Raw genomic sequence first — 21,488 nt, forward strand, 5'->3', positions numbered from 1 at the left:
GTTAAAGACCTAAGCTAAATGGCCGATATCTTCTAACAATGAGGAGAGGGTAGCGTCATGAAGATAGGATTTTCGTCTTTTACACTGATTAATCAGCGCCAAGATAAGCCGCAGTTTTTAACGCCTACCCGCATCGTCCCCCAAAAGAGCGAGCCTGCTGAAGACGACCCGTTCACAAAGCGGCTTAAAAAGCAGCAGGAAGCGTTGGAGAGCTTGGCGTCGCTACCTACGCCAAAGGAAGCCTCCCAGCAGCAGGCCAGCGATAAAGTGGGCTTCCTGCGCCAGCGGATTGAAATGCTGAAAGCCATGATGGCCTTCGCCTCTCCTGAACAGCTTAAAAACATGGCCAAGGAGCTCAAGAGCATCGCTCGTGAGCTTGCCGGTGCGGCTAAGCTGTTGAACAACCAAGGTGGCGGTGGTGCTGGCATGACCGCGATCCCGTCCGTGGTTCCAACAGCAGTTGCAACGACCGCAGTTCCTACGACAGCAGCTCAACCGGCTGTCGCCCAAACCAGTGAGGCCGAATTAGCCGGGCCCCAGGCGGGTGGCGATGAGAGCGCCCAGGCAACGGTTTCCAGTGACGCGCAGCAAGCCGAAGGCAGTGCGCAAACAGCCGAGGAAAACGCTGAGAAAAGTACTGAGGAAAAAGCTGAGCAAGAGGCCGAGAAAGCAGCGGGCGAGCCTGAAGGTGATGAATCCACCGAGCTTGGCGTATTACCTGGTCTGCCCTACCTCATTCAAAATGAAGACAATCGCTCAAAATCCAATGGTTCCAGCGCTAGTGAACACGCACTCCGCGGCGTACTGACTGACGCTCAAAAAGCGCTGCGCGAAGCGGTTAACGAACTTAAGATTCGGCTGAGAGAAGAAGACAAGGAAGCTCGTAGGGAGCTAAAGAAAGCAGAAGACATAATGGAAAAGACTGATCGAGCGGTTGCAGCATCCACTTCTGAGGCCCTCTACTCCTCATTGGGGCAGTTGCTGCCTACCTCGCTAGGTGACGTTGCCGTATCAACGTCCTCTATCAATATAGAGGTTTAGCGCTGATAGAAAAGGCGCTGCTCATCAGCAGCGCCTTTTCTGTATAGATCCAATCTAACCAATATTGCCTCGATTATTTCTTGGAATCACTACCTGACTTTTTATCGTCATCTGAATTTGGGTTTACATGATGGGTATCCGGCATCGGATTGGCCTCATCATGATGGTCATCCTGCTCTTTAGGCGCTTTTTTATCTTTCTCGGGAACTTGAGTCATCGCTTCTTCCTTATCGTATGTGGTCTTGGTTTCTTAAATCCCTTGGCGACACCGCCACTGGGACTCCCTGAATAGCGTGAACATAAGGGTGGGTGAATGCCTATCACCTGCTCTTAGAGCTGCCTTAACTGTAGCCCTTCTGTTGCTACTTTCAATCCATCACATGGCATAGAAAACCGAAGCCTTGAAATAAAATCAAATTAAAACAAAAACTTGCAACATAAAACCTTGGCAAACTGACGTATATTAGCAATAGCAATACAGCCAATGGACTGTCGCTATCGACTGGGTCTTTCTCGATTTTATATGCCCATGAAACAGTGGCCGCACTCAGGCGGCCACTAGGCATTACTTGGGCGTGCGGTTAGTGTCCGCCCCCTGGGTGTTACCAGAGGGCGTACTCGAACCCGCTAAGCCTGGGCTGTGCCTTTCAGGGCCATTTTGCTCAGCATTGAATCGCTCTGAACCGGGGCGTTCAGCAAAAGGGGTGGGGTCGCCTGGTAGGCCTGTCGCCCGATTCTGCGGCGCAATGATATTCGCGTCACTGGCGCTCGTTTCATTTGCATTGACACTTGAAGGCTGCGATCCGCCTTTATACAACTCGGCTTTCTCGTGTATCGCGTGTTGAGCTTTATCTGCCTGCGCTTGCCCAGTTTCAGCCGCTTTATGAAGCACGCGGTCACGATACTCGCCCATGTAATCGTCTTCTTTCTTGGTGGCTGGAAAAATACCGCCCAAGGCGGCGCCCAGCGCAAACCCTAGCGCGCCAACCACCAGCGGATGCTCCTGAATAAAATCGGAAGCTTGGCTCTCTGCACGGCGAGCACGCTGGCCCGTGTTGTGCAGATTGTCGTGAGCGTCATGCTGTAGATGAGACGTGGAATCTCGCATGTTATCCCCCATGTGGTGCGCCTTATCGCCCCACTGCTGCGCCGTTTGCTTGGCTTTCTGGCCCAGGTGTTGAGCGGAGTCTTTGGCTTTATGGGTCATCTCGCTCATACGGCCTTGGCCGTCGCTTGAGTGCTCCGCTCCACCGGCCGTACCTGCATGCATAGCAGCATTCGGATGGGTGCCCTCATGCACGGGAATACCCGGTGAGCCATGAGAACCGCTGTACCCATAGCGATGCTGGCCTTGATGAGGCTGACGCTGTGACAACATCATCCAGCCCAACCCTGCAGTGGTAACCAGAAATGGCAGTGGGTTCTGCTTAATAGTGGTGCCTAAATTAGCCACGAATTCGTTGGCACCGCCATGGCGAAGATACTCGTAGGACGTATTCAGCAACTGCTGTGGAGAAAAGCGCTCTTCGATCTCGTTCAGCGTGGTATCGAGGCGCTCGCGCGACTGATTGATATCCTTTTCAATCTCTTCGGAATTGCGCTGTTTATCATGATCCGTCATTTCAACTCCTCCTTGACGTTGTGCTGATGCTTCTGGGCAAATGCCTTGTCACTTTGCAGACTGTTCATCGTGCGATTAGGCATCAGGTTGCGTGCCTGCAGTTTCTTTTGGCCCGCTTTGAGCATGATGATGCCGACAACCGTCACCACTCCGCCCACAATCAGCGCCGATAGCCAGGGCGTGGTGTCAGGCGGCAGTATTTCATTGAGCAGAAACACCGCTGCGGCTAGCAGGGTTAAAAAACCGCCTAACAGCACCGCACCGGCAATGGCGATCGAAGCAATACCCGCCATGGCCTGATGGGTTTTCTCTGACATCTCGGTCTTGGCAAGCTCAGCTTCGTTGCGCACCAGCGAGCTAATCTCGTGCATTACCGTTGAGAGTAGCGATCCAACCGACGAGCCTTGCGACGTAGGTTTGTTTTCCGAATCCATTCTTTGCCTCCCTGCCCCTAGTTAGGGCATTCCATTTTCTCGACCCGCTGAACCTATTGCCCTATTACTCGGAACGGAGCTGCCTGAAAGACTTGATGCCTGGCTAACCGGTGATGCCTGCCCGGCAGGAACGTTTTCCTGCATCGGAAGGCCCGTAGAGTGCTCATCTGTCGCATTTGTATAACGCTGGTGCGAGTGCTGGCCTGAACTACGCAGGAAACGTGCTGCTAAAAAACCAGCGGCTATTACACCACCTATAAACAGCGCGGGTTCGCGGCGACTCAAACTCTGCGCCTCATCACAAACATTGCGAAAGTCTTTATCACGCAAGTTGTGCGAAAAACGTTCGGTTGTATCAGCAAACTTTCTCGCTTGTTTTGAGAAAAAGGGCTGCTGTTGGTTATCAAACTCATCGGCCATTTTTTGCAGAACGCCGGTTAACTTATGGGACTGTTCCGCTGCATTATCCCGCTGCTGGTTAAAATAGCCTTCAGCTTGGTGTTGGGCCGCCTCTCCGACCTCATGTGCGGTATCACGCCCTTGCTGCTTGAGCGACTCCGTTGAGTGGTTTGGCTGGGCGGGAGCGCCTGGGCTAGGCTGATTTCCTTGATCGATCATCTGTCACTTCCTCCTTGTCGTCTCACTTGTCAGCATCCGTGGTGAAACAAAATCAACGTCAGCGCACATCCGCAAGGTGTAATTAATCAGAACAATTATGTACTTAAAGAAAATAAGCACTAATACTTAACCAATTACACCGTTTTATTTAACAGATATGCCACCTACAAAACATAGCGGTCATTATTTTCCTGTCAATTTATAGCCATTTATTTATCTGCAAATATTTATTTTATTAACTTATGTTATTAAATTAAATATCATCAAATAACATAACTTTTGTTATAGAAACAAACAGCTAAAAAGTTATCGAAAAATATCCCCACTAGCGTTGGGTTTGCTTGTTTCTACGCCTTTGGTCTACGTTTAGGGGTGACGTACGCCCGAGGAGTGGGTAGGCGTCGGATGGCCCAAAAGTATCCATCCGTCTTGAACGGTTTTTGTGCCAACGATTTCTGTGCCAGCGATTTCTGTGCCAACAATGGAGTGACCGCACATGAGTGATCAACACCAACCACCCCAACACCAGGATAAGCAGCCTGGTGATGAACACGCCATGCGCCCGGAGCCCGAATACATTCGTGAAAGCTACCGGGGCGCCGATAAGTTACTGGACAAGGTCGCGATTATTACCGGTGGCGACAGCGGCATAGGGCGTTCAGTCGCCGTCCACTATGCCCGCGAAGGTGCCGACAGCGTGATCGTACATCTTAAAGAAACCAAAGATGCGGAAGAGACCAAACGGCTGGTAGAAGCCGAAGGTCGCCGCTGCTTGGTTTTGAAAGGCGATGTGGCAGCGCCAGCGTTTTGCCGTGAGATCGTTAAGCGCACCCTCGACCACTTCGGCAAGATCAATATCGTCATCAATAACGCCGCCGAGCAGTACGACTGGGATGACATTACCGAGATCCCCGATGATCAACTGCTGCGCACCTTCCAGACCAATATTTTCAGCCACTTTTATCTGAGCAAATCTGCCCTGCCGCATCTCAGCGAAGGCGACACCATTATTGCCACCTCATCGATCAATGCCTTTAAGGGCAACGATACGCTGATCGATTACACCGCCACCAAGGGCGCTATTCAGGGGCTGGTGCGTTCGTTGGCGATGTCGCTGATGGATCGTGGCATTCGCGTGAACGCCGTAGCGCCAGGGCCGGTATGGACCCCGCTGATTCCCGCCAGCTTTGAAGATGAGAAGGTAGCGTCATTCGGCGGCCAAGTGCCCATGAAACGCGCCGGGCAGCCCAGCGAAATGGGCCCTGCCTATGTCTATTTGGCCAGTGAGGAATCCTCCTACATGAGTGGCCAGACCATGCACCTGAATGGTGGCGTTATCTTAAATACTTAAGCGTTTCTTATTAAAATATAGCGCGCATTCCCAGGGTGGCTTTGAGCCACCCTTTTGTTAGAACACGGTGCATAAAAGCACTGCACCACCACAATATTCCCACTCGGTAATTATCTAAGGATTTATCTGACAGTAACGTTGGGTTAACAAGCCTCGCTTCTCACTGCCGCCTGGGGATAGCCGTCGAATAGGTATTGAGATGCGAGAGGTGCTCATCCGCTTGCTGCAAAGCCTCTAGCGTCTGAGGCCGGTCGAATTCCGCCAATAAACTGCACAGCACTTCAGAGACGGCTAACGCCGGGGTTAGCGTATGAAAGAAGCTATCGGTTTCCGTGGGGCATAGAATCGTCTGCGCTGACATCCCCACCAGCGGCGACACTTCACTATCGGTGATGGAAACAATCCCCACCCCCTTATCTTTTGCCAGTTGAGCCAGTTCCAGCGCATCCTTTGCATAAGGCTTGATGGAGATAACGAGCAATACATCCTCAGAGGTAGCGCGAATTAGCCCATCTCCACCGGTTCCTCCAGGCCCATCCAGATGAACCGAGCGCTCGCCCAGTAGGGTCATTACGTAATGGAAATGCCAGGCAACGGCATGGCAGGAACGTAAACCCAGCACGTATACCTTTCTCGCTGACCTTAGCCTAGTGGCGGTGCCTTCCAGCTGCCGCAGCGCATCGGGCTCGCACAACTTAGCAAGCTGGGCACTTAGCCCTTGAAGCATATGCGAGGCGGTATCGCTGGCTCCCCTTCCACTGCCTTCATCTACCCGCTGGCGAACCTTGGCCGCAAAGCCATCGCCCCGCTGACGTAACGCCGCGGCATGCTGCGCCCGAAGTTCGTCGTAGCCTGGCAGCCCCAAGAACTTGGCAAGCCGTGTCATGGTGGCGGGCTGCACACCCGCTAGGCGCGCCACCTCGCGCATGGACACCAGCGCCACTTCCTCCGGATGCTCAAGCACGTAGCGAGCGGCCTGCTGCAGCTGCGCAGACATGGCATCGTACTGGGCAATCATCTGCTCTCTCAGTGGATCGCTCGGCTGCATCGTGGTGGGCTCTTTTAGAAGAAATGATCTACATGTTTCATACTATATTTTAATGATTTATTTGTTGCAAACATCTTTACGAGTGTGCCAATCTCACTGTCATATGAATGGCTCACCGTTTGATAATGGGGGAAAAGTCTATGACGCGTATTCTTCACCGCGGTATCGGGGCGCAGCTACCTCATGCTGCGTCGGCGCAAGGCGTCTATATCACGGATACCACGGGGCGTCGCTACCTGGATGGATCGGGAGGCGCTGCGGTCACCAGCGTAGGGCACGCCCACCCGGAAGTGCTGGCCGCCATGCGCTCGCAAATCGATAGCCTCTGTTACGCCCACACCTCATTTTTCACTACCGCTGCCGCCGAAGCACTTGCCGAAAAGCTCGTGGATTTAGCCCCCGCAGGGCTGGATTACGTCTACTTGGTGTCGGGTGGGTCAGAAGCCGTTGAAGCGGCGCTGAAAATGGCCCGGCAGTACTTTGTAGAGATTAATCAGCCCCAGCGGCGGCATATCATTGCCAGACGCCAGAGCTACCACGGCAATACCATCGGCGCGTTGGCCACCGGTGGCAATGCCATGCGGCGCCAGCAGTTTCAGCCGATTCTGCCAGAAACCCACCATGTATCGCCCTGCTATGCGTATCGCGACAAGGGCACCGACGAGACGCCCGAGGCCTACGCGGCACGGCTTGCCGAGGAGCTTGAGGCAAAGATTCTGGAACTTGGCCCTGAAGAAGTCATGGCCTTCGTTGCCGAACCCGTCGTTGGCGCTACCTTAGGGGCGGTCGCCTCCGAGGCGGATTACTTCAAACGCGTGCGTGCCATTTGCGATAAATACGGCGTACTGCTGATCCTCGATGAAGTGATGTGCGGCATGGGAAGAACCGGCACCGTCTTCGCCTGCGAACAAGATGGAGTAGTCCCGGATATCGTCACGATCGCCAAAGGCTTGGGTGGCGGCTATCAGCCTATCGGCGCGGTGATGCTATCGGCCAACATCTACGCCAGTTTCGCCAATGGATCTGGGCTGTTTCAGCACGGACATACCTATTTGGGCCATCCTGTGGCCGCCGCGGCCGCCAACAAAGTGGTTGAGATCATCGCACGGCCGGAGACACTGGCAAATGTTAATGCCATGGGCATGAGACTGCAGAGCGGTCTTGAAGCGGCGCTCGGTGCATCGCCCCATGTGGGCGATATTCGCGGCAGAGGCTTGTTTCGCGGTATCGAGATTGTCGCGGATAGGGAAAGCAAAACGCCTTTCGATCCAGCTAGAAAGATTTACGCCAAGATCAAGCGGCAGGCCATGGCGCGTGGCCTGATCAGCTACCCGATGGGCGGTACCATTGATGGCATTCACGGCGACCATATCTTGCTGGCACCGCCCTATATCATTGCGCCTGACGAAGTAGACCTGATCATCGAGCGTATTGCCGAGGCCGTAGACGCTGCCATCGCAGAGTGATGACACACTCAATAACGATTTGAATAACTAGTTTGAAAGGAGATCACCCATGCCCTCTTCTCCCTGCCCGCCTATTTCCGACACCGACTGGCCTGAGGAGATCGCTGAATTACGCGAAGGCTTTGCTGGCGCACTCAATGTCTATCGCACCATGGCCCATCACCCGGCCTTGCTCAGAGCGTGGGCGCCCTTGCGCCAACACGTTGTTAATGAGAATGCGTTAGGCCCGGAACTGACCGAAGTGGTGATTTTACGCGCGGGTTTGCGTATGGGCTCAGCCTACGAGTGGGCCCATCATGTTAGTCGTGCACTCGCCCTGGGATTCTCCGAACAGCGGATCACGGCTATTCGCGGTATTCCCGAAGGCGTTGACGGTCTTATCGTCAACGCCGTGGATGCGTTATTCGATGAGCGCATGCTGGCCAAGGAGCAGGAAGCAGAACTGGCCGAGGCGATCGGGCGCAAGGCCGTGATCGACCTGATCGCCATGGTGGGTTTTTATTCGGTATTGGGCTATCTGCTCAAAACCTACGACACACCGATTGACGACACTATTCAACAAGAAGCGCAAAAGCAACCGGAGCTGTTTTCGCTAATGCCAAGTTCGACAAGTTAAACCAGGACTGCTAATTAGCCACCCAATTTTCAATACGCGAATTACGCTAATTGCTTAACCAACACCTTCGATTTACGGGCGTGGTTGTAGGTTTCGCGTTTCAGCGGGGGAAGGTCTTCCAGGCTGGCGGCGCGGAAGCCGTGTTCCACAAACCAGTGGGCGGTATGAGTCGTCAGCACGAACACTTCAGTTAAGCCGCGCTGGCGGGCGCGGCGCTCCATGGCTTCCACCAGGCGCTCGCCCCGCTCGCCACCGCGGTAGCTGTCGTGCACCGCCACGCAGGCGAGTTCGGCAATGCTGGTATCGGTGAAGATGTGCAGCGCGGCGCAGCCAATCACCATACCGTCGCGCTCGATCACCATGTAGTCATCGATTTCATGCTCCAGGCGCTCCCTTGAGCGTGCGACCAGCATGCCCCGCCGCTCTAGAGGCTCCAGCAGTTCCAGCAAGCCCGCTACATCGTTGAGCGTGGCCGGGCGCAGCTGTTCGTAGCGGTGCTGGGTAATCATGGTGCCCACGCCGTCGCGGGTGAACAACTCACCCAGCAGGGCATCGTGGTTGCGCCAGGAGAGCAGGTGCGTGCGCGCCACGCCTTTCCTTGCGGCGGTGCAGGCAGCCTGTAAGTGGCGGGCTAGCTCGCTACCTGGCACTGCGGCGCTTAAACGCGGCTCGGCTTCTGCTGGCGAAAGCTGGCGCAGTAGCGCCCCCTGCTCATCTTCCAAGCCTTCTGACTCACCGAGTAGAATCAGCTTGTCGGCTTTCAGCGCCACGGCGGCGTGTTGAGCGACTTCAGAGGCGTCTAAATCGAACACCTCACCGGTACTGGAGAACCCCAGTGGCGGCAACAGCACCAGTGAGCCTTTTTCCAGCAGGCCTTCAATGGCGCTGGCACGCACCCGACGCACTTCACCGCTGTGGTCGAAATCCACCCCTTCGCGCACGCCTAGGGGCTTAGCAGTCACCAGGTTGCCGGAGATCACGCTCAGTTCCACACCGTGCAACGGCGTGCTGGGCAGGCCAAGGGAGAGCCGCGCTTCCAGCCATAGCCGCTGGTGGGCAGCTACCTGCTCAACATGGGCCATCACCGCGCGATCCGCGACCCAGCGCCCATCGATGCGCGTGGGCTCTACGCCGGCGGCGGTCAACGCTTCATGCACCTGGGGGCGAATGCCGAACACGACAACCAAACGCACGCCCAAGGTATGCAGCAGCGCCAAATCCTGAATCAGTTGCTCCCCTCGGCCAGACGCCATGGCTTCGCCTTCAATTAAGATGACAAAGGTTCGCCCTCGGTGGGCATTGATGTAGGGGGAAGCGTTACGAAACCAATCAACAAAGGGGAAGCGCGTATCCAAGGGCCGCTCTCCGGCAGCAGGTGAAAGAAACAATCTCAAAAACAATCTCAAAAACAATCTCCAGTTACTTTACCAGAGCACGAAAAACAGCGGCACCTTCAAATGCAAATCTGCTCGATCTAATGCAGATAAACATGAAGATGCCGCTGTGATCTTATCGCTCAGATGCTTCTAAAGCCTTTCGAGCCTTGGCGTACTACGTTACGAGTGCTGTTTATTATTCGTTAACCGAACATGCCCTTGAACATAAAGAAGAACAGAATCGCAAGGCCCGCACCGGCAGGCAATGTGATCAGCCAAGACGCCGCAATCGTACCAATAACCCGTAGGTTAAGGGCGGCCATGCCGCGCGCCAGACCAACGCCTAAAATCGCACCTACCAGTGTGTGCGTCGTGGAAATTGGCAAACCGGTACCCGAGGCCAACACCACGGTAGTGGCTGCCGCCAGGGTAGCGGCAAAGCCACGGCTGGGGGTCAGCTCGGTAATCCCCGTGCCCACAGTGGCAATCACTTTATGACCATAGGTGACCAGACCCACCACGATACCGCCACCGCCGAGTACCAGCACCCACCAGGGCACCAGCGCGGAGCCGCCAATTTCGCCGCCGGTTTGCACCACGCTGATGACTGCCGCTAGCGGGCCTACCGCATTGGCCACATCGTTGGAGCCGTGGGCAAAGGCCATGGCACAAGCAGTGAAAATCATCAAAACGCCGAACACACGCTCAACGTTGGCATAGCCAAAATGATCATTGGTATTGTGCTCAAACTTGATACGCCGTTGCAAAATCAAGCCGATGCCCATAATCACTAGGCCCAGGAGGATAGACAGTAGCAGGCTCTGATTAAAGGTCAGATCCAGCCCCACGTGGGATAACCCTTTGGTCAGCGTGACCATTGCAACGATGAAACCTACCAGAAACACATAGCCAGGTACGTAGCGTTTGGCAGCTGTGAACGGGTTGGCGTCCTCGAATATCAGGTGGTGTACCGATTTAAACAGCACGAAACCGATGGTGCCTGCCAACAAGGGGGAGACCACCCAACTAGCGGCAATCGTGCCTACCGCGCCCCAGTCCACCGTGGCAGGGCCTAGCCCTGCGACCGCAAAGCCTACGATCGCGCCGACAATCGAGTGCGTCGTGGAAACCGGCCAGCCTTTCATGGAGGCCACCAGCAGCCATGTTCCCGCCGCCAGCAGTGCTGCCAGCATGCCGTAGACCAGCAATTGTGGGTCGTCCTGTAGCAGTTCGGGGTCGATAATACCTTTACGGATCGTATTGGTTACTTCGCCACCGGCTAGCCAGGCACCCAGGAATTCAAAAATGACCGCAATCAGGATGGCCTGCTTGATGGTGATCGCTTTCGACCCCACCGAGGTTCCCATGGCATTGGCCACGTCGTTGGCACCAACGCCCCAGGCCATGAAAAAGCCAAACAAACAGGCCAGGATGATAAAGATTTCACCGTGCTGGGCAATAATCAGCATGAAAGTCCCCTTAGCGGGCAGTCAGGATCTGCAGACGGCTACCCACGCGCTCGGCGCGGTCGGATAGTTCGCCAACCCATTCAATGATCTTGTAGAGAAAGATCACGTCCACTGGTGGTAGCTGGCTCTCAAGCTTGAACAGCTGGCGGCGAATGGTGATCTGTTGGTCGTCGGCTTGGTGTTCGAGGGTGTGAAGCTCACGGATCATCTTCTGCATCACATCCGAGACGTTTTTGCCAAAGCCGGACTCAAGTAGATCCTTGAGCTCTTCTAACGCTTGACGTGCTTGTGCCACGCAGGCGACGCTGGTTCGAATGTAGTCGCGCATCGGCTCGGCCAGCTCATCCGGCACGCGCATTTTACGCCCCAGCATAATGCCGGTAATGTCACGCACCTTGTTGGCGATCTTGTCCTGCACGCTGATCAGATCAAGCAAATCGGAGCGCGACACCGGAAGAAACATGGTGTTGGGCAGGTTCAACCGCAGTTCTGTTTTCAGCGTATCGGCGTCATGCTCTAGGCGGGTGACGTTTTCGCGCAGCTCAGCCGCTTTGTCCCAGTCATCAGCCAGAGTTGCTTCAAAAAACGGCAACAGCTGATCGGCACACTCATTCGTCTTGACGATATGGGCCAATAACGGCTGGAATGGCGAGCGGCCAAACATCGAAGAAAAAGGATTGGAGGTAACCATAATGCCTTTTAGCCTGTTTTCGGGGAGCCTGGAAATGGCGGCGCCAGTATAAAGAGTGCGCCCGCCGCCGTCATGAAAAGTTCACAAATGTAATCAAATATTCATCTAAATGTCACGATAACGAGGTGGCTAGCGTCATGAAAAGCCCAAACCCCATGGAAGTGGAACTTAAACTGGCCCTTGCCCCGACAGGGCCTGCGGCGCTTACTCAACACCCGTATCTTGCTTCACACGCCGAGCGTAAACAAACGCTGACCAATACCTACTTTGACACCCCTCAGAGTGATCTGGCGAAAGCACATATTGCGCTGCGACTTCGCCAGGTGGATGGTCAGGTGCTGCAAACGGTGAAAACTGCTGGCCAAGGTGGCGGCGGGCTTTCCCAGCGCGAAGAGTGGGAGTGGCAGGTGGCTGGCCCGCAGTTGGATCTCGCTTCAATTGCCAAGCTCCCCCCTTTTCAAGGCGAACTTAGCGGTGTGCTAGATGCCCTCGCCCCCCAACTCAGCACCGATTTCACACGGCGCAGTTGGCAGCTAAAAGAGGGCAGACAAGGTCAGGAGAGCCATATCGAGCTGGTATTGGATGAAGGCGAAATTATTAGCGGTGGCTACCGCACGCCAATTCGCGAAGCAGAGCTCGAATTAAAAGGCGGCGAGCCCGAAGCTCTGTGGGCGCTGGCATTAACCCTTGCTGAACAGGTACCGCTGCGGCCCTCGGACAGTAGCAAGGCGGCCCGTGGCAATGCGCTTAGTACCCAACACTGGCCGCTCCCCGAAGCGCACTCCCCAGCAGAGTGGCTGCACCGTGCCACGCTGGCGCTGGATGCCTACCACGACAGCCAGCAAGCCAGCTTTCTAAACGATGCCCAACAGGCGCTGGCTACCCTCGCCGAGCACCGCGAACTGGATGCCACTGCACGCGCTTATGCCCAGGCGATGCCTGGCGCGCTCGATGCAGACGGCCAGCCCAATGCGGCCTATGGTAAAGCGGCGTTAGCGCTCGCCCATCGCCTGGCGTACCAAACCACGCTACGCTCTAATTAGTACGGCATTGAGGCTCACTTCAGGATGATGCGATGAATTTTCACCTAACCCCCGGCGCGGAAGGCCTACGCACCCGCCTGTTTCATATCATATTTGAATCTGACACACCGGGGGCAAAAGCTTTTGATATCGCCTTGATCGTGGCGATCCTGATGAGTGTCGCGATCATCATGCTAGGCAGTATCGAGACTTATGCCGAGCGGTACGGCGACTTATTCTTCTATCTTGAGTGGGTCTTCACGCTATTGTTCAGCATTGAGCTGATCTTGCGCATTTACTGCCTGGAAAAGCCGACGCTCTATTTAAGAAGCTTTTACGGGATCGTCGACTTGATTGCTGTGCTGCCCACCTGGCTAGTGCTTTTGGTACCAGGCGCCCATGGGCTGGTGATTGTTCGTCTGCTGCGGGTACTGCGCATTTTTCGCATTCTTCGCCTGATGGAGTTTGTCGGCGAAGCGCGTCTTTTGATGGATGCGTTGAAGCGCAGTATGCGCCAGATTTTGCTGTTTTTTAGCGCCATTTTAATGGTGATCACCCTGTTCGCGGCGTTGATGTACACCATCGAATCCCCCGAGGCGGGTTTCACCAGTATTCCAATGTCGATGTACTGGGCCATCGTCAGCATGACCACCGTCGGCTACGGTGACATTGTGCCGGCCACGCCGCTAGGCAAATCGATCACGGTCATCCTGATGCTGCTTGGTTACTCGATCATCGCTGTACCCACCGGGGTGTTTTCCGCCCAGGTGATTCGCTCGATCCGTGAAGAGCGTTACTCCGAAGAAGCCTGCCCCGGCTGCGGTCACGAACGCCATGAAAAACGCGCTCGCTACTGCCTACGCTGCGGCACCTGGCTGGACGAAGACAGCGAAGACCCGCGCAAGAAGGACGACGACAAAAAAGATGAACAGGAAGGCAAAAACGCGCCCCAGGACAGCTGAACTAAGTTGCTAAACCAAGTGTAGCTAAGTCTGGGGCGCGTAGCGTTCATTTAATACAGGAGGGAGTGGTTATCTCACCGATCACTCCACTTCGTGGGGGGCATCCCAGGCGTCTAACTCAGCCTCGCTCCAGGCGCCATAGGTCGCATTGGGGAACACAATCCAGTCCTTGCCAAACCGCTCGGAATTCTCCTCAACAAGCGCATGCTGCTGGTCAAGGTCGGCGCCCGCGAAATCACCCGCGAAATCGTGAAGGGAATCACCTAGCTGCATCACCAGGGTGTGGTTATCCACCACTTCCGCGCGGCGTTCCGCCTTGGCAGGCCCCAGCAACATCACGCTTTGTTCAGAGACTTGGGGTAGCTCTAGCGCTTCCAAGGTGGCGATAGTGTCGGCCTCGTTCTCCTGGTAGCGGTCAGAGACGTAGAAAATGGACACGCCCTGCTCGTCCGCGTAATCCAGGAACGCTTTGGCACCCGGCATCAAACGCGGTTCGCCTTCACGCTCCCAATGCTTCCAAGTATCCCAGGTGGTGTAGTCGTGACACGCCTGCATGTCGCGAACCAACAGCGGGCTATTATCCAGCACCGTTTCATCCAGGTCGGTAATGATAGCCAAGTCGTCGCTGCCACCATGCGCCTCAATCTGATCCTCAAGCCGGTAGGTGGCGAGGGCAAAACCCTGACGCTGCAGAGCAGCGGCTTCAGCAGACTGCTGTTGATAGCGCAGACCCATTGCATAAGCTTCCTGGGCACACATTTCTGCGTCATCACTATTTGCATAGCTGGTCAGTGGTAAAGCGGTAAGGCTGGCTAGAGCAGCAAGGGTGCAGAGGCGAGAAGGGAATGGCATCGTCATTGAATGATCTCCTGGGCTAGGCGATCTCAAAAAGACGAGGCGATTCCTCGCCTTAAAGGATCACGATTTATTATCGAAAAGAACCGTTAGGATCATATTTTATTTTCATTGAACATTCAAATAATGAAAAATAGGCAAATTCCCTGCTCATTAAAGCTAAAAGCAGGGATTTGCTCTGAAAAGCGTTTTTAGACGACGAAAGGCGAAATATCCCCACGCCCTTCACGGATGATTTTCGGCGGCAGTTCGCGCAGGTCGATGACGCTGGTGGGGTCTAAATGGCAGGCGCCGCCGTCGATAATGGCATCCAGGTGTGCCCCAAAACGCTCGCGGATCTCTTCCGGGTCGTTCATGGGCAGGTCATCACCCACAGGAATCAACGTTACGCTCATCAACGGCTCGCCTAATGCGGCCAGTAACGCGTGGGTGATGCGGTGATCCGGTACGCGCACGCCAATGGAGCGACGCTTGGGATGTAGTAGCAGGCGCGGCACTTCTGAAGTGGCATCCAGAATATAGGTGTAAGGGCCTGGAGTATGGGCTTTCAGCAATCGAAATACATCGTTATCCACCTTGGCGTAGGTGCCAATTTCCGAGAGGTCGGAGCACACCAGGGTGAAGTTGTGTTTATCGTCCAGTGAACGTAGCCATTTTATCTTCTCAATGGCTTTCTTCTCACCCAGATGGCAGCCAAGGGCATAGCCCGAATCAGTGGGGTAAGCAACCACACCGCCTTTACGAATGATCGCAATCGACTGATCGATGAGGCGTTTCTGAGGGTTTTCCGGGTGAATCTGAAAATATTGGCTCATTGGTAACTCCTGTCCGTAGGCACTGCCTATACAGCATAGCCGACTTGGCTTTTAACTGACCGGGCTTTGAAATGACCCGGCTGTGATTTAACCGACCGCCAGCAGGCCGGGTGACGCATCGCGCAGGTGCAGCAGCCGGGGATGCTGCCATATGGGGGGCGCCGCCGTGCGCGGCACTAGGCTCATGCTGCCGGGGGCCGCATGACTGCCTGGGAAGTGAAAATCGCTCCCCATAGAGGCGTAAAGGTCACGCTCCACTAGCTGACGCGCCAGGTCGCGGGTGCTATCCGGGTTCTGCTGGCCGCTGACTAGCTCAACCGCTTGGCCACCCGCCGCCTGGAAGGTATCCATCAAAAGGCCTCGCTTGCGCCGGGTTAAGCCGTGGCGCAGTGGATGGGCAATCACGGCCACACCGCCGGAATCGACAATCCAGCTTACGGCTTCGCTGATTTCCGGCCAGTGGGCTTTAATATCGCCCTTTTTGCCGCTGCCCAAATAGCGCTTGAAGGCGCTGGCCCAGTCCGGCACCACGCCTTCCGCTACCAGCGCGCGGGCAAAGTCCGGGCGGCCTAGCGGGCGGTCACTGCCTGCGTGCAGGCGCGCTTTTTCCAGCGCGTTGGATAAACCGACTTTTTCCAGCCTTTCGGCGATCACTGTTGCACGCTGTATCCGTGCTTCACGCTGCTGAATCAGGCCTTCCACCATTGGCCCCTGTAAGCCACCGGGCATCAACGCCACCACATGGATATTGACGCCCTGCCAGCGTGTGGATAACTCACAGCCGGGGATAAGACACAGCCCTGCTTGCTCCGCCGCGCGGCCCGCTTCTTCAATGCCGTCCATGGTATCGTGGTCAGTGAGCGACATGTGCGTCAGCCCGCGTTCGGCACACAGGGTTACCAGTTCGGTGGGCGTTAACGCGCCATCGGAAGCGGTTGAGTGCATGTGCAAATCAACTGGGTAGCGCTGATCGGCATCAAAGGTATAGGGAAGTCGAGGCATAAGCATGACGCCGTGTGGCCAGTTTGTCAGAATGCGCTTTTCAGCTGAGAATGAACCCTTCGCAATGGGTAAGATATGGTGCGCGCTTATGCCAGTGCGGTCAATTAACGGTCACTTTGCATCCTCGTCTTATCAAGGAGTTATACCCAAATGCTGTATGCCATTATGAGTGAAGATGTACCCCATAGCTTAGAGCGCCGCTTAGCGGCTCGGCCAGACCACTTGGCACGTCTGGAAGCGCTGCGCGATGAAGGCCGCATGGTACTGGCGGGCCCTCACCCTGCCATCGACGCTGAAAATCCTGGCGATGCAGGCTTTTCCGGCAGCTTGGTAGTGGCGGAATTCGACAGCCTGGAAGACGCCAAGGCATGGGCCGACGCCGACCCATACATTATTGCAGGGGTGTATGCCAAGGTAATTGTTAAGCCGTTCAAGAAAGTTATGCCTTGACGCCAATAGGCAAGTGTGGAGAGTTCGTCGGCTTTTTCACAGAGCCTGTGGAAAACTCTGTGCAAACCCGGCGGACGCTTTGCGCTAAGCCAGAGATAACGCCAGCGCTAACAAATTGATCATTTTTTAACCACCTGTTCATCAATACGGATACCTGCGTGACCCAACGTTCAAACGCTTTGCCCCCGCTGGCAGCATTAACGACGCCAACCCTTACCTGGAACGAGGGAGCCCCCCACGCAACAGCGTTTGATGACATCTATTTCACCCGTGGCGATGGGCGCGCAGAGACCGAGCATGTCTTTCTGGGTGCCAACCACCTGCCCGAACGCTTTGCTGCCTGGGAAGCCGCGCGGTCCTTTGTGATTGGCGAAACCGGCTTTGGCACCGGGCTCAATATGCTCTGCGCCTGGGCCTGTTTTGAACAACATGCGCCTTCTTCTGCACGACTGCACCTGTTATCCACAGAGAAGTTTCCCCTTGAGCTAGCTGCCCTTGAACAAGCATTAGCTAGCTGGCCCTCGCTGGCGACTTATACACAGGCGCTCTGTGCCCAGTGGCCCGCTGCGGTTAGCGGTATTCACCGCCTTCACCTAACCGACCGCGTCACTCTTGATCTGCATTTTGGCGATACCACCGATCGCCTGGAGCAGTTGGATGGCCAGGTCGACGCTTGGTTTTTAGACGGTTTTGCACCTTCCAAAAATCCTGATATGTGGCAACCCGAGCTATTTAACGCCATGGCCGCCCGTTCACGCCCCGGCGCGACTTTCGCCACTTTTACCTGCGCAGGCATCGTTAAGCGGGGCCTGAAAGCGGCGGGTTTTAACTGGAAGAAAGTGCCGGGCTATGGCCGCAAGCGGGAAATGCTAGCGGGTAGTATTGAGACGCCTCCCATCGATCAGCGTCGTCAGTCAACGCCCTGGTTTACGCCTCCGACTGTGGCAGCTGAAAAGCGCGTTGCGATGCATGTAGCAATAGTCGGTGCAGGCCTTGCTGGAAGCAGCGTGGCGGCAGCGCTGGCTAAACGCGGGATGAAGGTGACGATTGTTGAGCGCGAAGCCCCCGGCGCGGGCGGCTCAGGCAATCGTCAGGGCGCGCTGTATGTAAAGCTCGCTGCCGAGACCAATCATCAAAGCCGGGTTTATCTTGCGGGGCTCCTGTACAGCCAGCGCTGGCTAACGCAGCAACATGCTAATCAAACCTTATGGCATCCCTGCGGCGTGGTGCAGTTGGCAAGCAGCGATAAAGAGGCGCGCCGCCAGCAGCGTTTTATCGAGCAACACCCGCTGCCACCTGAAGTCGTCACGGGCATGGAGAACCCGGCGTTAACCGAAACGGCGGCAATCACCGTCAGTGCACCTCACGGGCTTTATTATCCACAGTCGGGCTGGGTAAGGCCTAAGGCGCTGTGTGAGCACTTGCTTAGCCAACCAGGCATTAGCTTGCAGCAAGGCGACGTTTGCTCCCTTACCCAACTAGAAAACGGCTGGCAGCTTAACTTGGCCGATGGCAGTACGTTGGGGGCGGATCAGGTGGTGATTGCCAGCGCGCATTTGGCCAACCGTTTTGCGCAAACGGCTGAGCTGCCGCTACAGTCGGTGCGCGGCCAAATTAGCGAGTTAACGCTACCCGATGAGGTAGCGGGCCCTAAACGCGTCGTATGTGCTGGCGGCTATGTGGCGCCCGCTTTAGATGGTGTGCTGACCTTCGGCGCTAGTTTTGTACCTAACAATGCGACCACTGATGTGACGGACGACGACCATCAGCGCAATATCGATGAGCTGCGCCAGACGCTGCCCGCGCTGATAGAGTCGTTGGAACAGGCAGGCATTGAGCTGAGCCCTGAGAACCTTAAGGGTCGTGCCGCCGTGCGTGCAGCAAGCCCCGATAAAACCCCTTACGCTGGGCCGGCGCCGGTGGCAGAAGCGTGGCGGGCGGATTATTCGCTGCTGAGCAAGGATGCCACCCGCGTGGCGGAGATACCTGGCAGGCACCACCCCGGCCTGTGGGTATCCACCGCCCACGGCTCGCGGGGGTTAGCCAGCGCGCCGCTCTGTGCCGAGGTAATCGCCTCACGAATCTGCGATGAACCAATGCCACTGGAAGCGCCGCTGGTCGATCACCTGCATCCGGGGCGGCGAATTATTAGTGGGATTATTCGGGGCGAGAACCGTTATTAAATATCGCCCTCTTCCTCGTCGTCGGCGATATCGCGGCCAAACGAGCGCCACTGGGCTAGGGTCATCACTTCAGTCATCTCTAGCTCAAGGTCATGGGCGATAATCAGCTCATTGCGCTCAAGCTGCTTTTTCAGCTCGGCTACCCAGCCGTGCATACCCTCACCCGTGGTATCGGTGGTGTCGTAGCCCTGGCGGGTCACAAACGCCTCCAGCAGGGCATTGAGGGTGTCCGCTGGCAGCATTCGGGCGGGTACTTCAATAAAACGGCTCATTCACGCTGCTCCCACTCTGCCAGACGTTCGATAAAAGTGGCTTCGTCCACGACTTCCACGCCCATCTGTTCAGCTTTGGTAAGTTTACTGCCCGCCGCTTCGCCTGCGACCAGGCAGGTAGTCTTCTTCGATACACTACCCGCGACCTTAGCACCCAACGCCTGCAAGCGTGCTTTGCCTTCGTCGCGGGTCATACTCTCCAATGAGCCGGTGAGAACCCAGGTCTGGCCTTCCAGCGGCGTAGGGCCTTGGGTGACTTCCGCTTCTTGCCAGGTAATGCCCGCATTAATCAGCGCGGCAATGGTTTCCTGGTTGTGCGGTTGGCGGAAGAAAGTATGCACATGGGCGGCGACAATCGGGCCGACATCGTTGACCGCTTCCAGCGCTTCCAACTCAGCGGCTTGAATGGCCTCAAGGGTACCAAAGTGGTTGGCGAGATTGGCCGCCGTCGCCTCGCCTACTTCACGAATACCTAAGGCGTAAATAAACCGCGCCAGCGTAGTCGATTTAGCGGTTTCAAGCGCGTTGACCAAGTTGGTGGCTGACTTCTCGCCCATACGCGGCAGGCTTTGAAGCTGTTCAACAGACAAGTGAAACAGCGCCGCCGGCGTTTCTACCCAGCCCAAATCAACTAACTGCACAATCAACTTTTCGCCCAAGCCGTCAATATCCAGCGCTTTGCGACTGGCGAAATGCTTGAGTGCCTCTTTACGCTGCGCCGCGCAGTAAAGCCCCCCCGAACAGCGAGCTACCGCTTCGCCTTCAATACGCTCGATATCAGAACCACACACCGGGCAATGTTCGGGAAAAATGATCTCCCTTGCATCCGCTGGTCGCAGCTCGGTATGCACGCTCACGACTTGAGGAATCACATCACCGGCCCGACGAACCGATACCGTATCGCCGATCATTACATCCAAGCGTTTGATCTCATCGGCGTTGTGCAGCGTCGCGTTAGACACCGTCACACCGGCCACGGTGACTGGTTCCAGGCGCGCCACGGGAGTAATCGCCCCAGTTCGGCCGACCTGGAACTCCACATCGTTAAGCGTGGTGACCTCTTCCTGAGCCGGATATTTGAACGCCACCGCCCAGCGCGGCGCGCGGGCAACAAAGCCAAGTTCACGCTGGTGGCGAAGATCGTTCACCTTGATCACCACGCCGTCAATATCGAAACCTAAATGGTCTCGCCTTTCGCCTAACTGGTCACAGTAATCGGCAACGGCTTGGGGGCCTTTGACTACCTTCAGCTCTGAGCTTGCGCGAAAGCCCCAATCTTTGAGCTTTTCCATCTGGCGACTATGCGTAGGAATTACACTGTCATCCAAATTTGCCATATCGATACGGGCAACTTGATAAGCGTGAAACTCTAGTGGGCGTTTTGCCGTGATGCGTGGATCCAACTGGCGCAGGCTACCTGCCGCCGCGTTGCGCGGATTGGCAAAAACCTTGCTGCCCTCTTCCCGGGCGCGCTCGTTCAGCGCCTCAAAGCCCGCATGGCGCATTATTACTTCGCCGCGTACTTCTAACAGCGCGGGCACGTTTTTTCCCATCAACTTGAGCGGTACCGAGCGCAGCGTGCGCAGATTAGAAGTAATGCCTTCGCCGGTGCGGCCATCGCCTCGGGTCGCACCGCTCACCAGCATGCCCTGCTCATAAACTAACGAGACGGCCGCGCCATCCAACTTTGGCTCGCAGGTAAACTCAAGGTCGTCTGCCGTGCATTCGAGGCGTTCGGCCACCCGTTCAGCAAAGGCAAGGATATCGTCACGGCTAAAGGCGTTATCCAACGACAGCATGGGGATCGCGTGGGCCACCGATGGAAAGCCATCCGCAGGGGCAGCGCCCACACGCTGGGTGGGTGAATCGGGGGTGACCAACTCCGGATGCTCAGTCTCCAACTGCTGTAAACGCTGAAACTTGCGATCGTAGTCGGCATCCGTCAGCGTCGGTTCATCCAGCACGTAGTAACGGTAGTTGGCCTCGTCCAGGGCGGCCCGCAGTTGGGTAATCTCTTCCAGAGATTGAGAATCAGACTGACTCATTGGGGTGGGTTCCAGTACTAGCTAAAAGCGGCAGCGAAAACGCAAAAGCTAAATTTCAAAAACATAAAAATGACAAAACAACAGCGTATTGAACAGAAACACCCGCCTTCTGGCAAGAAGGCGGGTGTTCCACAGCAAGTGCTGCTTCGTC

The 21,488-nt window shown here is 55.8% G+C and carries 21 protein-coding genes; 8 read left to right on the top strand and 13 right to left on the bottom strand.

Annotated features, from left to right (window positions below; all coding sequences use genetic code 11):
* Nucleotides 1-57: 57 nt before the first annotated feature.
* Nucleotides 58-1,041 carry a hypothetical protein gene (locus HZU72_RS14210; RefSeq protein ID WP_180093197.1) on the top strand — a complete coding sequence of 328 codons (984 nt, stop codon included), beginning with the start codon at nucleotides 58-60 and terminating at the stop codon, nucleotides 1,039-1,041.
* A gap of 73 nt (nucleotides 1,042-1,114) precedes the next feature.
* Here the strand turns inward: HZU72_RS14210 and HZU72_RS14215 are convergent, their stop codons facing one another.
* The 4 genes from HZU72_RS14215 to HZU72_RS14230 all read right to left on the bottom strand — a co-directional run bounded on the left by HZU72_RS14215 (nucleotide 1,115) and on the right by HZU72_RS14230 (nucleotide 3,714).
* A complete protein-coding gene (locus HZU72_RS14215; RefSeq protein WP_180093199.1) occupies nucleotides 1,115-1,258 on the bottom strand; it encodes a hypothetical protein in 144 nt (47 codons plus the stop codon).
* Nucleotides 1,259-1,606: 348 nt separating this feature from the next.
* Nucleotides 1,607-2,662, bottom strand: coding sequence for a DUF3618 domain-containing protein (locus HZU72_RS14220; RefSeq protein ID WP_180093201.1), 1,056 nt, complete (start codon nucleotides 2,660-2,662; stop codon nucleotides 1,607-1,609).
* Nucleotides 2,659-3,096 (bottom strand): phage holin family protein, encoded by a 438-nt coding sequence (locus HZU72_RS14225; RefSeq protein ID WP_180093203.1) that lies wholly within the window; start codon nucleotides 3,094-3,096, stop codon nucleotides 2,659-2,661. Before HZU72_RS14225 ends, HZU72_RS14220 begins: the two co-directional genes overlap by 4 nt.
* A gap of 21 nt (nucleotides 3,097-3,117) precedes the next feature.
* Nucleotides 3,118-3,714, bottom strand: a complete 597-nt coding sequence (locus HZU72_RS14230) for a hypothetical protein (protein ID WP_180093205.1) — start codon at nucleotides 3,712-3,714, stop codon at nucleotides 3,118-3,120.
* Nucleotides 3,715-4,210: 496 nt separating this feature from the next.
* On the opposite strand from HZU72_RS14230, the gene HZU72_RS14235 reads away from it, so the two are divergent.
* A complete protein-coding gene (locus HZU72_RS14235; RefSeq protein ID WP_022519933.1) occupies nucleotides 4,211-5,065 on the top strand; it encodes an SDR family oxidoreductase in 855 nt (284 codons plus the stop codon).
* 160 nt (nucleotides 5,066-5,225) lie between these two features.
* Here HZU72_RS14235 and HZU72_RS14240 read toward each other — a convergent pair whose 3' ends face one another.
* Nucleotides 5,226-6,113, bottom strand: a complete 888-nt coding sequence (locus HZU72_RS14240; RefSeq protein ID WP_180093207.1) for a MurR/RpiR family transcriptional regulator — start codon at nucleotides 6,111-6,113, stop codon at nucleotides 5,226-5,228.
* A 140-nt stretch (nucleotides 6,114-6,253) separates the two neighbouring features.
* Between HZU72_RS14240 and HZU72_RS14245 the strand changes: the two genes are divergently transcribed.
* Nucleotides 6,254-7,579 carry an aspartate aminotransferase family protein gene (locus HZU72_RS14245; RefSeq protein WP_180093210.1) on the top strand — a complete coding sequence of 442 codons (1,326 nt, stop codon included), beginning with the start codon at nucleotides 6,254-6,256 and terminating at the stop codon, nucleotides 7,577-7,579.
* Nucleotides 7,580-7,628: 49 nt separating this feature from the next.
* Complete coding sequence (locus HZU72_RS14250) at nucleotides 7,629-8,195, top strand: carboxymuconolactone decarboxylase family protein (protein ID WP_180093212.1); 567 nt, start codon at nucleotides 7,629-7,631, stop codon at nucleotides 8,193-8,195.
* 41 nt (nucleotides 8,196-8,236) lie between these two features.
* Here the strand turns inward: HZU72_RS14250 and argA are convergent, their stop codons facing one another.
* The 3 genes from argA to HZU72_RS14265 form a co-directional block, all read right to left on the bottom strand.
* Nucleotides 8,237-9,550 (bottom strand): amino-acid N-acetyltransferase, encoded by a 1,314-nt coding sequence (argA, locus tag HZU72_RS14255; RefSeq protein ID WP_180093214.1) that lies wholly within the window; start codon nucleotides 9,548-9,550, stop codon nucleotides 8,237-8,239.
* A 224-nt stretch (nucleotides 9,551-9,774) separates the two neighbouring features.
* On the bottom strand, nucleotides 9,775-11,040 hold the full coding sequence (locus tag HZU72_RS14260) for an inorganic phosphate transporter (RefSeq protein WP_180093216.1): 1,266 nt from the start codon (nucleotides 11,038-11,040) through the stop codon (nucleotides 9,775-9,777).
* 10 nt (nucleotides 11,041-11,050) lie between these two features.
* Entirely contained in the window at nucleotides 11,051-11,731 is a 681-nt protein-coding gene (locus HZU72_RS14265; protein WP_180093217.1) for a TIGR00153 family protein, read from the bottom strand.
* 137 nt (nucleotides 11,732-11,868) lie between these two features.
* On the opposite strand from HZU72_RS14265, the gene HZU72_RS14270 reads away from it, so the two are divergent.
* Together HZU72_RS14270 and HZU72_RS14275 are read left to right on the top strand one after the other, a co-directional pair.
* Nucleotides 11,869-12,774, top strand: coding sequence for a CYTH domain-containing protein (locus HZU72_RS14270; protein WP_180093219.1), 906 nt, complete (start codon nucleotides 11,869-11,871; stop codon nucleotides 12,772-12,774).
* Between the two features lie 32 nt (nucleotides 12,775-12,806).
* The gene (locus tag HZU72_RS14275) at nucleotides 12,807-13,715 is read left to right on the top strand and encodes an ion transporter (protein WP_180093221.1); all 909 of its coding nucleotides are present in this window, start codon (nucleotides 12,807-12,809) and stop codon (nucleotides 13,713-13,715) included.
* 81 nt (nucleotides 13,716-13,796) lie between these two features.
* On the opposite strand, the gene HZU72_RS14280 is transcribed toward HZU72_RS14275, so the two are convergent.
* From HZU72_RS14280 to HZU72_RS14290, 3 genes are all read right to left on the bottom strand, one after another.
* The gene (locus HZU72_RS14280) at nucleotides 13,797-14,573 is read right to left on the bottom strand and encodes an HAD family acid phosphatase (RefSeq protein ID WP_180093223.1); all 777 of its coding nucleotides are present in this window, start codon (nucleotides 14,571-14,573) and stop codon (nucleotides 13,797-13,799) included.
* A 188-nt stretch (nucleotides 14,574-14,761) separates the two neighbouring features.
* Complete coding sequence (locus HZU72_RS14285; protein ID WP_022519943.1) at nucleotides 14,762-15,385, bottom strand: L-threonylcarbamoyladenylate synthase; 624 nt, start codon at nucleotides 15,383-15,385, stop codon at nucleotides 14,762-14,764.
* A gap of 87 nt (nucleotides 15,386-15,472) precedes the next feature.
* Nucleotides 15,473-16,393 (bottom strand): PHP domain-containing protein, encoded by a 921-nt coding sequence (locus tag HZU72_RS14290; protein WP_180093225.1) that lies wholly within the window; start codon nucleotides 16,391-16,393, stop codon nucleotides 15,473-15,475.
* A 144-nt stretch (nucleotides 16,394-16,537) separates the two neighbouring features.
* Here HZU72_RS14290 and HZU72_RS14295 point away from each other — a divergent pair, with 144 nt between their 5' ends.
* Nucleotides 16,538-16,837: a YciI family protein gene (locus tag HZU72_RS14295; protein WP_180093227.1), complete on the top strand. Its 300-nt coding sequence runs from the start codon at nucleotides 16,538-16,540 to the stop codon at nucleotides 16,835-16,837.
* 158 nt (nucleotides 16,838-16,995) lie between these two features.
* Nucleotides 16,996-19,020 (top strand): bifunctional tRNA (5-methylaminomethyl-2-thiouridine)(34)-methyltransferase MnmC2/FAD-dependent 5-carboxymethylaminomethyl-2-thiouridine(34) oxidoreductase MnmC1, encoded by a 2,025-nt coding sequence (mnmC, locus tag HZU72_RS14300; RefSeq protein ID WP_180093229.1) that lies wholly within the window; start codon nucleotides 16,996-16,998, stop codon nucleotides 19,018-19,020.
* Here the strand turns inward: mnmC and HZU72_RS14305 are convergent.
* Both HZU72_RS14305 and ligA read right to left on the bottom strand, forming a co-directional pair.
* Nucleotides 19,017-19,292: a YheU family protein gene (locus tag HZU72_RS14305; protein ID WP_180093231.1), complete on the bottom strand. Its 276-nt coding sequence runs from the start codon at nucleotides 19,290-19,292 to the stop codon at nucleotides 19,017-19,019. The two genes, mnmC and HZU72_RS14305, sit on opposite strands and share 4 nt — an antisense overlap.
* On the bottom strand, nucleotides 19,289-21,337 hold the full coding sequence (ligA, locus tag HZU72_RS14310) for an NAD-dependent DNA ligase LigA (RefSeq protein WP_180093232.1): 2,049 nt from the start codon (nucleotides 21,335-21,337) through the stop codon (nucleotides 19,289-19,291). Before ligA ends, HZU72_RS14305 begins: the two co-directional genes overlap by 4 nt.
* Between the last annotated feature and the right edge of the window lie 151 nt (nucleotides 21,338-21,488).

It is taken from the genome of Vreelandella sedimenti, assembly GCF_013416325.1.
In the GTDB taxonomy this organism is placed as follows: domain Bacteria; phylum Pseudomonadota; class Gammaproteobacteria; order Pseudomonadales; family Halomonadaceae; genus Vreelandella; species Vreelandella sedimenti.

Bases quoted from the DNA above. Each gene is read 5' to 3' on its own strand.
- HZU72_RS14210 (WP_180093197.1), top strand. From the start codon at position 58: ATGAAGATAGGATTTTCGTCTTTTACACTGATTAATCAGCGCCAAGAT.
- HZU72_RS14215 (WP_180093199.1), bottom strand. From the start codon at position 1,258: ATGACTCAAGTTCCCGAGAAAGATAAAAAAGCGCCTAAAGAGCAGGAT.
- HZU72_RS14220 (WP_180093201.1), bottom strand. From the start codon at position 2,662: ATGACGGATCATGATAAACAGCGCAATTCCGAAGAGATTGAAAAGGAT.
- HZU72_RS14225 (WP_180093203.1), bottom strand. From the start codon at position 3,096: ATGGATTCGGAAAACAAACCTACGTCGCAAGGCTCGTCGGTTGGATCG.
- HZU72_RS14230 (WP_180093205.1), bottom strand. From the start codon at position 3,714: ATGATCGATCAAGGAAATCAGCCTAGCCCAGGCGCTCCCGCCCAGCCA.
- HZU72_RS14235 (WP_022519933.1), top strand. From the start codon at position 4,211: ATGAGTGATCAACACCAACCACCCCAACACCAGGATAAGCAGCCTGGT.
- HZU72_RS14240 (WP_180093207.1), bottom strand. From the start codon at position 6,113: ATGCAGCCGAGCGATCCACTGAGAGAGCAGATGATTGCCCAGTACGAT.
- HZU72_RS14245 (WP_180093210.1), top strand. From the start codon at position 6,254: ATGACGCGTATTCTTCACCGCGGTATCGGGGCGCAGCTACCTCATGCT.
- HZU72_RS14250 (WP_180093212.1), top strand. From the start codon at position 7,629: ATGCCCTCTTCTCCCTGCCCGCCTATTTCCGACACCGACTGGCCTGAG.
- HZU72_RS14260 (WP_180093216.1), bottom strand. From the start codon at position 11,040: ATGCTGATTATTGCCCAGCACGGTGAAATCTTTATCATCCTGGCCTGT.
- HZU72_RS14265 (WP_180093217.1), bottom strand. From the start codon at position 11,731: ATGGTTACCTCCAATCCTTTTTCTTCGATGTTTGGCCGCTCGCCATTC.
- HZU72_RS14270 (WP_180093219.1), top strand. From the start codon at position 11,869: ATGAAAAGCCCAAACCCCATGGAAGTGGAACTTAAACTGGCCCTTGCC.
- HZU72_RS14275 (WP_180093221.1), top strand. From the start codon at position 12,807: ATGAATTTTCACCTAACCCCCGGCGCGGAAGGCCTACGCACCCGCCTG.
- HZU72_RS14280 (WP_180093223.1), bottom strand. From the start codon at position 14,573: ATGACGATGCCATTCCCTTCTCGCCTCTGCACCCTTGCTGCTCTAGCC.
- HZU72_RS14285 (WP_022519943.1), bottom strand. From the start codon at position 15,385: ATGAGCCAATATTTTCAGATTCACCCGGAAAACCCTCAGAAACGCCTC.
- HZU72_RS14290 (WP_180093225.1), bottom strand. From the start codon at position 16,393: ATGCTTATGCCTCGACTTCCCTATACCTTTGATGCCGATCAGCGCTAC.
- HZU72_RS14295 (WP_180093227.1), top strand. From the start codon at position 16,538: ATGCTGTATGCCATTATGAGTGAAGATGTACCCCATAGCTTAGAGCGC.
- HZU72_RS14305 (WP_180093231.1), bottom strand. From the start codon at position 19,292: ATGAGCCGTTTTATTGAAGTACCCGCCCGAATGCTGCCAGCGGACACC.
- ligA (WP_180093232.1), bottom strand. From the start codon at position 21,337: ATGAGTCAGTCTGATTCTCAATCTCTGGAAGAGATTACCCAACTGCGG.